Source organism: Cyanobium sp. BA20m-14, from assembly GCF_024346295.1.
In genome coordinates this window covers 1-9,463 of the sequence record NZ_JAGQCR010000120.1, presented here as the reverse complement: position 1 = coordinate 9,463, position 9,463 = coordinate 1, and the positions used below count along the sequence as shown (strand labels likewise).

General features: G+C 67.0%; 8 protein-coding genes and 1 pseudogene. 5 read left to right on the top strand and 4 right to left on the bottom strand.

All coding sequences use genetic code 11. The annotated features are described in order from the left end of the window. The coding region (locus KBZ07_RS11675; protein WP_254931778.1) for an ABC transporter ATP-binding protein at nucleotides 1-1,462 on the bottom strand (1,462 nt) is incomplete at its 3' end. A 52-nt stretch (nucleotides 1,463-1,514) separates the two neighbouring features. Between KBZ07_RS11675 and KBZ07_RS11670 the strand changes: the two genes are divergently transcribed. Then, on the top strand, nucleotides 1,515-3,845 hold the full coding sequence (locus tag KBZ07_RS11670) for a bifunctional (p)ppGpp synthetase/guanosine-3',5'-bis(diphosphate) 3'-pyrophosphohydrolase (protein ID WP_254931777.1): 2,331 nt from the start codon (nucleotides 1,515-1,517) through the stop codon (nucleotides 3,843-3,845). Here KBZ07_RS11670 and KBZ07_RS11665 read toward each other — a convergent pair. Continuing rightward, nucleotides 3,842-3,991, bottom strand: a complete 150-nt coding sequence (locus tag KBZ07_RS11665; RefSeq protein WP_254931776.1) for a hypothetical protein — start codon at nucleotides 3,989-3,991, stop codon at nucleotides 3,842-3,844. The two genes, KBZ07_RS11670 and KBZ07_RS11665, sit on opposite strands and share 4 nt — an antisense overlap. Nucleotides 3,992-4,130: 139 nt before the next feature. Between KBZ07_RS11665 and KBZ07_RS11660 the strand changes: the two genes are divergently transcribed. From KBZ07_RS11660 to KBZ07_RS11650, 3 genes are read left to right on the top strand one after another with little or no spacing between them, the layout of a single operon-like run. After that, nucleotides 4,131-4,319, top strand: coding sequence for a hypothetical protein (locus KBZ07_RS11660; RefSeq protein WP_254931775.1), 189 nt, complete (start codon nucleotides 4,131-4,133; stop codon nucleotides 4,317-4,319). Between the two features lie 44 nt (nucleotides 4,320-4,363). Then, nucleotides 4,364-5,749 (top strand): tRNA uridine-5-carboxymethylaminomethyl(34) synthesis GTPase MnmE, encoded by a 1,386-nt coding sequence (mnmE, locus tag KBZ07_RS11655; protein WP_254931774.1) that lies wholly within the window; start codon nucleotides 4,364-4,366, stop codon nucleotides 5,747-5,749. Nucleotides 5,750-5,803: 54 nt separating this feature from the next. Then, complete coding sequence (locus tag KBZ07_RS11650) at nucleotides 5,804-6,580, top strand: hypothetical protein (protein WP_254931773.1); 777 nt, start codon at nucleotides 5,804-5,806, stop codon at nucleotides 6,578-6,580. On the opposite strand, the gene KBZ07_RS11645 is transcribed toward KBZ07_RS11650, so the two are convergent. Both KBZ07_RS11645 and KBZ07_RS11640 read right to left on the bottom strand, forming a co-directional pair. Further along, the gene (locus KBZ07_RS11645) at nucleotides 6,571-8,142 is read right to left on the bottom strand and encodes an NCS2 family permease (protein WP_254931772.1); all 1,572 of its coding nucleotides are present in this window, start codon (nucleotides 8,140-8,142) and stop codon (nucleotides 6,571-6,573) included. The genes KBZ07_RS11650 and KBZ07_RS11645 overlap by 10 nt on opposite strands. Before the next feature lie 27 nt (nucleotides 8,143-8,169). After that, nucleotides 8,170-8,892 (bottom strand): class I SAM-dependent methyltransferase, encoded by a 723-nt coding sequence (locus KBZ07_RS11640; RefSeq protein ID WP_254931771.1) that lies wholly within the window; start codon nucleotides 8,890-8,892, stop codon nucleotides 8,170-8,172. 61 nt (nucleotides 8,893-8,953) lie between these two features. Here KBZ07_RS11640 and KBZ07_RS11635 point away from each other — a divergent pair. Then, nucleotides 8,954-9,463 (top strand): annotated as a pseudogene (locus KBZ07_RS11635) (nicotinate-nucleotide diphosphorylase (carboxylating)); the annotation flags it as partial.

Sequence of the window (9,463 nt, the reverse complement as noted above, 5' to 3'; positions counted from 1 at the left end):
CACTGGCCACCGACAGGTCGTGGGTGACAAACAGCATCCCCAACCCCAGGCGCTCCTGCAGCTCCCGCAACAGGGCCAGCACATCTGCCTGCACCTCGGCATCCAGCATGCTGACACTCTCATCGCAGAGCAGCACCTGGGGCTGCAGGATCAGGGCCCGGGCAATCGCTACCCGTTGCTGCTGACCACCAGAGAGTGTGCGGGGCAGGCGGTTTTCAAAGCTTTCCGGGGGGGTGAGCCCCACCGCTGTCAGCAGTTCGCGGGCGCGTTGACGGGCCTGGGAGCGGTTGGCCAGGCCGTGGATCAGCAGGGGATCGGCAATCGCCTCACCAACCACCATCTGGGGGTTGAGGCAGGCCAGCGGGTCCTGAAACACCATCTGAATGCCGCGCCTGGCCTGGCGCAGGGCTCGGCCCCGCAGGCTTAGCAGGTTTGTGCCCTGCAGCCGCACCGTGCCACCCCGCACCGGCGCCAGCCCCATCAGGGCGCGGCAGAGGGTGCTTTTGCCGCAGCCGGAGGCTCCCACCAAGCCGATGGTTTCGCCCTGCTGCAGGCGCAGGCTGACGCCATCCACCGCCTTAAGCCAGCGGGCTTGCCAGGGCAGGGATGGCAGTGGATGCCAGCTGCGCAGCTGCTCGATTTCCAGCAGTAGCGGTGCTGGCGGTGGCGGCAAACTTTCGGCGCCCTCCCGCTCCCGTGCCTTGGCCACCAGCCGTTGGGCTAGGGCGGAGGCGGGGGCCATCAGCAACTGCCGGGCTGGCGCCTGTTCCACCAGGCGTCCCTGATCAAGTACGGCGATCTGGTCGCACCAGCGGCCCGCCATGGCCAGGTCGTGGCTGATCAGCAGCAGGGCGCTGCCCGCTTCGCGGCAGAGGTTGCTGAGCTCCGCCATCACCTGGCCGGCTACGGCCACATCCAGGCTGGTGGTGGGTTCATCGGCGATCACCAGCGGCGGCTCCAGGGCCATCGCCAGGGCGATCGCTAAGCGCTGGCGCATGCCGCCACTGAATTCATGGGGATAGCTGCCGTAGCGCTCCGGGCCGATGCCCACCCGGATCAGAAGGGTTTCCGCCCGTTGCCGCACCTGGCGCCTCTGCCAGCGGGGCCGGTGGGCCGCCAGGGTGTCGGCCAGGTGATCGCCGATCGTCAGCAGTGGGTTGAGGCGGGTCATCGGGTCCTGGAACACCAGCCCCACCGCTTCACCGCGCAGTTGGCGCAGGGCCGGACGGGCCATTTGGCTGGGGTTCTGACCCGCTAGCAGCAGGGAGCCACTGCACTGGCTGCCCGGGGGCAGTAGTTGCAGCACTGCCCGGGCCACGGTGCTCTTGCCGCAGCCGGAAGGACCCACCAGGGCCAGGCGATCGCCGGCCGCCAGGGTCAGGTTCAGGCCGTCGAGGGTGGGGCGCTCCGCGTCGGGATAGCTCACCACCAGGTTCTCAATTGCGAGCACGGGGCTGGTCATGGCCACCAGCTTGGCCCCACTTGCCTACGATGAGGGGAACCCGCAGGCTTAAATGCTCAGGGCGGCCCCAAATCTGGATGCATCGGCCATAGTCACTCGAGTGGCGGCCGCTCCAGCTCTGGTGCGCAAGCCAATCCGCATTCCTGCCGACTACGGCGTGCCCCTGCCGGAGTGGTTGCAGCGCTGCATCGAGCATGTGCCGCCGGGGCAGGAGGTGAACTGTTCCAGCGATGCTGAGGCTCTGCTGGCCTCCGCTTTCGACTTCGCCTACCAGCTGCACGAGGGCCAGTTTCGGGCCAGTGGCGAGCCTTACATCATTCATCCGGTTGCCGTTGCCGACCTGCTACGCGATATCGGTGCCAGCGCCGGCGTGATCGCTGCGGGCTTCCTGCACGACGTGGTGGAGGACACCGAGGTCACCGCTGAGGAGATCGAACAGCACTTCGGCGCCGAGGTGCGGGCCCTAGTGGAGGGGGTTACCAAGCTCGGCGGCATTCACTTCACCAACCACACCGAAGCCCAGGCTGAAAACCTGCGCCGCATGTTCCTGGCCATGGCCAGCGACATCCGGGTGGTGCTGGTGAAGCTGGCCGATCGGTTGCACAACATGCGCACCATCGCGGCGCTCAAGCCCGAAAAGCAGTTGCGCATCGCCCGGGAAACCCGGGAGATCTATGCCCCCCTGGCCAATCGCCTCGGCATTGGCCGGCTGAAGTGGGAGCTGGAAGATCTGGCCTTCAAGATCCTCGAGCCCGAGGCCTACCGGGATGTGCAGCAGCAGGTGGCCACCAAGCGCAGCGAGCGCGAGGAGCGCCTGGCGGTCACGGTGCAATTGCTGCGAGACCGGCTAGCCGCCGTGGGCTTGGCCAATTGCGAAGTAAGCGGCCGGCCCAAGCACCTCTATGGCATCTGGAGCAAGATGCAGCGCCAGCAGAAGGCGTTCCACGAGATCTACGACGTGGCGGCTCTGCGGATTCTTTGCCCCAACTTCGAGAGTTGTTATCGGGCTCTTGCGGTGGTGCACGACACCTTCCGGCCGATCCCGGGGCGCTTCAAGGATTACATCGGCTTGCCTAAGCCCAATGGCTACCAATCCCTGCATACGGCGGTGATCGGCCGGCACCGGCCGATTGAAGTGCAGATTCGCACCACCGACATGCACCAGGTGGCCGAATACGGCATTGCTGCCCATTGGAAATACAAGGAGGGCGGTTCGCCGGCCGCCTCTGGAGCAGATGCCGAGCGGTTCAACTGGCTGCGGCAGCTGGTTGATTGGCAGAAGGATGACGGTGGGACCGACAGCAACGACTTCCTGCGCTCGATCAAAGAAGATCTCTTTGATGAGGAGGTGTTTGTATTTACTCCCAATGGCGATGTGGTGGGTTTGCGTAAGGGTTCTACGGCCGTAGATTTCGCCTATCGCATCCACTCGGAAATCGGCAATCATTGCCAGGGCGTGCGCATTAATGATCGGCTATGCCCGCTCGCCACACCTCTGCGGAATGGTGACTTCGTGCAGGTGGTTACCGCCAAGACGGCCCACCCAAGCCTCGACTGGCTCAATTTCGTGGCTACCCCCACGGCCCGTAATCGCATTCGCCACTGGTACAAAACCAGCCACCGCGAAGACAACCTCCAGCGCGGCACCGAGATGCTGGAGCGCGAGCTCGGCCGCGATGGCTTCGATGCCCTGCTCAATGGTGAGGCGATGGCCAAAGTGGCCCGCCGCTGCAATCTCACCTGCACCGAAGACCTGCTGGCCTCCCTCGGCTTTGGTGGGGTCACCCTGCATCAGGTGCTCAACAGGCTGCGGGAGGAAATGCGCCTGGCCAGCGAAGCCTCCACCCCCGTGGTCAGCAATGAGCAGGTCGCGGCCAAGGTGGCGGCCCACGCTGCCCAGGTGGCGCATCAAGCGCCGGTGGGTGGGGGTGGCACCAGCTCAATCCTTGGCCTTGAGGGCCTCGATTACAGGCTCGGGGGCTGCTGCAGTCCCCTGCCTGGCGAGCAGATTCTTGGGGCGGTGGCTCTCGGCAACCACGGCATCACCATCCACCGCCAGGACTGCTCCAATGTGTCCCAGGTGCCGGCCGAAAGGCGGCTGCCGGTGCGCTGGAATTCCGCCTCCGAGACGCGCCCGCGCCGCTACCCGGTGCAACTGCGCATCGAGGTGCTCGATCGCGTTGGGGTGCTTAAAGACATCCTCACTCGCCTTTCCGATCACCGCATCAACGTCTGCGATGCCCGGGTGCGCACCAATCCCGGCAAGCCGGCCCGCATCGATCTGCGGGTGGAGCTTGAGAGTTCCAGCCAGCTAGCTAGCACGATCAATCAAATCCGCTCCATGGCCGATGTGCTGGACATCGCCCGCACGGGCATCGGCTAGGGCAGGGTGAAGCCGGAGGTGTTGAGATGTTTGAGGTCAAGCATCACCAGCGTCAGCCACACCAGCAGGGCCAAGCCGCCGACGGCGCCGAAGCCAAGCAGCAGGGTCGACAGTGCTGAGCGCGGAGATCCCTTGCCGTTCGTCACGAGTGCCCCTGAATAGAAGTTGATTCTCTCACTGCTGGGGCGTTTGCCTGCATAGGCGCGGCTGGCGCGGTCGTGATGTCCGCTACAGCGTGCCTTTGAAAGCCCAGTTACAACCTGCCCATTCCCCGGATTCCCCACCATGACCTCCGAGCAGGCGGCCCAACTGATAGACGACACCCTGGACTTGGTGCACCAGCGGCTCCAGGACCTGCAGGCCCAGGCCCTGCCCCGCGAGCAGCACGCCTTGGCCGAGGAATTCCGCGAATGGCGCCATCCCGTTGGTGGCCATATCGATTTGATGGTGTTTCCCGGCCTGGCTAATCCCTGAGCCGGGTGCTCGATCTGTGGGCACTTTGGCGCTGAAATGGGGTCATGCCAGACCCCGCCGGATTTGCTGACACCATCGCCGCCGTGGCCACCGCTGTGGCTCCAGGCGAGGGCAGTGTGGCGATCGTGCGGATTTCTGGCCCCGAGGCCGAGCCGATCGGCCGGCAGTTGTTTGCGGCCCCCGGCCAGCAGAGCTGGGAGAGTCACCGGGTGCTCTACGGCCATGTGGTGGATCCTGCTAGTGGCGAGCGGCTCGATGAGGCCCTGCTGCTGCTGATGCGGGCCCCCCGTAGCTTCACCCGGGAAGACGTGGTGGAACTGCACTGCCATGGCGGCCTGGTGGCGGTGCAGCGGGTGCTGGAGCTGGTGCTGGCGGCTGGGGCGCGGCGGGCCCTGCCGGGGGAATTCAGCCAGCGGGCGTTTTTAAACGGCCGGCTCGACCTCACCCGCGCCGAGGCGATCAGCGAAATGATCACGGCCCGCAGCCGCCGGGCGGCCCAGCTGGCCATGGCTGGCCTCGATGGCGGCCTGCAGCTGCGCATCGGCGCCCTGCGCGAGCGGCTGCTGGATCAGTTGGCGGAGCTGGAGGCGCGGGTGGACTTCGAGGAGGACCTACCCCCCCTCGATGGCGCGGCAGTAACGGCCGAATTGGAGGCGGTGCGGCTTGAGCTGGAGCAGCTGGTGGCTGAGGCGCGCCAGGGGGAGTTGCTGCGCCGGGGCCTGCGGGTGGCGATCGTGGGCCGGCCCAACGTGGGCAAATCCAGCCTGCTCAACCTGCTCAGCCAGCGAGAGCGGGCGATCGTGACCGACCTACCGGGCACCACCCGCGACCTGCTGGAAAGCGAGCTGGTGCTTGACGGCGTGCCTCTCACCCTGCTCGACACCGCGGGCATTCGCCCCACCAGCGACCGGGTTGAGCAGCTGGGCATCGAGCGCTCCCGCCAGGCCCTGGCCGCCGCTGATGCGGTGCTGTTGCTATTTGATCTGGAGGCGGGCTGGAGCCTGGAGGATCAGGCCCTGCGGGAGCTGGTGCCCGAGGGCGTCGTGCTGCTGGTGGCAGGCAACAAGGCTGATGGGGCTGGCCTGCAGGTGGGTCTGGTGCCCGCGGGGGATGGGGAGCCGGCAGATGTGCGCTTCAGCGCCCTCACTGGCGCCGGCCGCGATGAGCTGGTGGCGGAGCTGCTGCGCCGCTGCGGAGCTGGCTGCCTCGAAGGCGTGCAGGTGGCACTCAATGCCCGCCAACGGGATCTGGCGGCGGCGGCAGCCCTGAGCCTGGGGGCTGCCCTTGAAGCTGCGGCGCAGCAGCTGCCCTGGGACTTCTGGACGATTGACCTGCGCGCCGCTGTGCGTGCCCTCGGTGAGATAACAGGCGAGGCGGTGAGCGAGGCGGTGCTGGATCGGGTGTTTTCGCGTTTCTGTATTGGCAAGTAGGTCTTTTACCAAACTGCCTCTTGCCAAACTGCAATCATTTGATGGTGTGCGTCGATGGCCAGCCCCCGCGCCCTGCTCGCTGTCGTGGCTATTTGCGCTGGCCTGGTGCCAGGGGCAGGAGCTGCTGAAAAGTCGGCTGCGGCGGCCCTGGCCCAGTGCAAAGCACCCGCGCCTGGCACCTTTGTGGTGCTCGGGAGCGGTCAGCAGCGGGGTGAACCCACGGCCCTGCTGATGCAGGAGCGCTGGTTTGCCGATGGCCGCATCGAAGGGGTTCGCTACCTGCGGGCGGGGCGCCGTTTTACGGAAGATCGCTACAGCGGTCAGGTGAAAGCCGATGCCAACTGCTGGGCATTAGTTGAGCGCCAGGGTTCGGCCGGTGCCATGGCTGATGCGGTAGCCCTGGATCGCCTAGGCCGGCCGCGCACTTCCCTGGTGGTGGCACCCAGTGAGGTGTTGTCGTTGCGCTATGTGGCCCAGGCTCCGGGCGCTTGCCGGCCCGAGCAGCTCGATGGCCTGGTCACCAGCCAGCAGCAGGGCCAGAGCTGGCTGGCTGGCAGCTGGCAGCCCAATGCGGTGGTGCAGCGGGAGTGGTGGCAGGCAGGGGCAGTGCAAGGTCTGGCGGTGTCCAGCTACGCCGGCCGCCAGGACCGGGGCACCTACAGCGGCAATCTCAAGCTGGCTGCCAGCTGCCTGGGTTCGATGACCCAGAGAGACTCTGCGGGCGCCTCCTACAACTACAAAGTGGCGCTGCTCGCCAATGGTGGTGGCTACGTCTACCTGCAGACCGACCCAGACAATCTCACCCTCGGTTTGCTGCAGCATCAGCGCTGAGGCCGGAGGCCCCAACGGGCGGCGAGGAACACCAGGGCCATCAACCCATAGCCGAGGGCCCAGCTCTGGCCCACGCCCCAGCCCAGCTGCAGCACGGTGTCGGAGCTGGTGAATTGCCAGGCGTGGATCACACCAAACCAGGACAGCACGGCTGCGATGGCTGCGCAGGCCGCCGCCGCCAGCAGGCGGGCCTCGATCACGTAAACGAGCATGCCCGCCAGCAGCATCGCCGTGATGATCTGGCCTTGCTCAAGGGCGAAGGCCCCGGCGGCCCACACATCGGCCTGGGCCAGGGGCGCCAGCATTGCTGGTCCAAAGGGGCTGGCGGCCGTGCCGCTGCCACCGGCCCGCAGCCCCGCTTTCAGCATCAGGGCGCCCCAGCCGGCCAGCCCGGGCAACAGCCCCAAGGCCACGGCCGGAGCATGGCGAGGCGGCGTGGCCTGGAAGGCCTGGGCAGCGATCACCAGGCCGATGTAAAGCACGATCGCCATACCGGCTTCAATCGGCACCAGTTGGCCGACCACGCCAAACAGGCCCAGCAGGCAGGCGGCGCCCATCACCACGCCATTGAGCCAGGAGTAGCCAATGCGGGCGCCCATGGCCTTCCAGCCCGGGTGGCCGATGTAGATGGTGGTGGGAAAGCAGGAGCCCAAGGTGGCAGCGGCCAGGGTGCCAATGCCATTGATCAGCATCGAGCTGGGCACCGGATAGCGATCGCCGGCGGCCTCGGCGCTCTCCAGGTTTTGCAGCGAGCCGATCACATTGAAAAGTCCCATCGGCACGATCACCCCCAACCAGGGCACTAGCTGGCCACGCGCCTGCCATAGGTCTGCCAGTTGCAGCTTGGGTAGATGGAGCCCAATCAGGGCCGTGCTGCTCTGCCAGCGCACCGGATCGAGGTCGATCAAACCATTGGCCCAGGCCAGGGCGATGCCCAGCAGCACGGCCACCAGGCCGGCGGGCACCGGCCAGCGCACCGGCGCGTAGTAGCCCACCAAAATCACCGCCAGCACCGCCAGGCCTACCATCGGCTGGGCGTAGGTGCGCAGCAGGAAACCCAGAGAGATGTAGCCTAGGGCGATGCCCGCCAGGGTGGAGAGCAGGGCGGCCCGGGGCAGCCAGCGCTGCAGGGCGTTTCCGATGAAGGCACCGGAGCATTCGATCAACCCCGAACCCAGGCAGGCGATCAGCCCAGCTCGCCACGAGAGGGTTACCGCTGCGGCTGGATCCAGGCCCTGGCTCAAGGCCGTCAGCTTCACCGGCAGCATCACCAGAAACACATAGGCGAACAGGCTCACCGTGTTGATGCCGTAGGGCAGGGCGGTGCGGTCGTCGCGGCCCTCCCGCAGGTCGAGTTGAAAGGCCTGGCGGGCGTAGGCCAGGTTGCCCACCACCAGGCTGATGCCGGTGGCCGGCAGGATCGCGCCGAATATCAGGCTGTCGGGGTAGCCGAGCACGCCCCGGCACAGGGACACGATCAACAGGATCTGGATCAGGTTGTCGAGCCCCAGGCCGAGGAAGCCGTCGAGGTCACCGCTCGTCCACCAGCGGGGTTGGGTCATGCCGGTTTTCCGGATCAGCGGATGCCCTCAGGTTGGCACTGGGCCCAGCTGGCATTTCAGTTCGAGGGCATCGGTGAGCCCTTCATGGCCCTGGTCGTAGCTGGTGGTGGCGAAACGGCCGTGCCAGCTGGCGGGCAGCTCCGCCAGCAACGCCTCGGCGTAGGGGTGGCGGCGTGCCTGGAGTTCCATGGTGTGGGCCGGATAGAGATGCACCGCCCGGCGGCTCACCCGCAGCAGCTCATTCAGTGTGCTGCGGTGCCAGTCCAGATCCAGGCCCGGCTCCTCCATCAGCCCTCCGGCTGAGCAGGGGGCGTAGCTGAACAGCAGGTGGCCGCTGAGCACCAAATCAAAACCCTGATCGGCAAAAGGCAAATTGGGCAGGCTGGCGGCCAGGTAGCGCTCGGGATGGGCGCGCCGGTCCGCCAGGAAGGCCTCCAGGGCGTCGAGGTGTTCCTGGCGGCAGGCGTCCAGGTTGAAATCGGGCCGGATGGCGGTGCTGGTGGCGAGGGTGGCCATGGCGGCCTCCAGATCGCCCCGGGCCCGCTGCTCCAGCTCAGCCTCGGTGAGGGCATAGAGCGGATCAACGGCCGTCACATCCAGCCCCTCGGCCCGCAGCAGGGCCGAGAGCGAACCCGGCCCGCCCGGGCAATCCAGCACGCGGGCGCCGCGCCACTGGGCCGGATCGAGGTTGAACATTGCCAGGGCCTGGCTGCCAAGCCGGCCGTAGAACACCACCTGGGCAAATTGCATGGTTGCTGCGCTGACCCAGCTGCACTGGCTCGCATGATGGGCAAACCGGTCACTTGTCGCCATGAACCTGCCGTTCACGCCTGCGCTTCAGGGCCAGCTGCGGGCCTGGCTGAACGAAGACATCGGCCGCGGTGACCTCACGGCTGCGGCTCTGGCTGGTCGCCCTGGCCGGGCCCACTGGCTCGCCAAGGCGCCCGGGGTGTTTTGCGGCGGGGTGCTGGTGGAGCCTTTGTTCCGGCTGCTCGACCCCGCCGTGCGGGTGTGCCCGTTGGTGGCGGATGGGGAGACCGTGGGGATGGGCCAGCGGCTCTTCGAGCTCCAGGGCCCTGCCACGGCCCTGGTGGCCGGTGAGCGCACGGCCCTCAACCTGGCCATGCGCCTCTCCGGAATCGCCACCGCCACCGCGGCCCTGGTGCAGATGCTTGAGGGCACGGGCGTGGCGCTGGCCGATACGCGCAAGACCACCCCTGGCTTGCGGGTGCTGGAGAAATATGCGGTGCGCTGCGGGGGGGGAGTGAATCACCGCTTCGGGCTCGCCGATGCGGCGATGCTCCAGGAAAACCACCTGGCT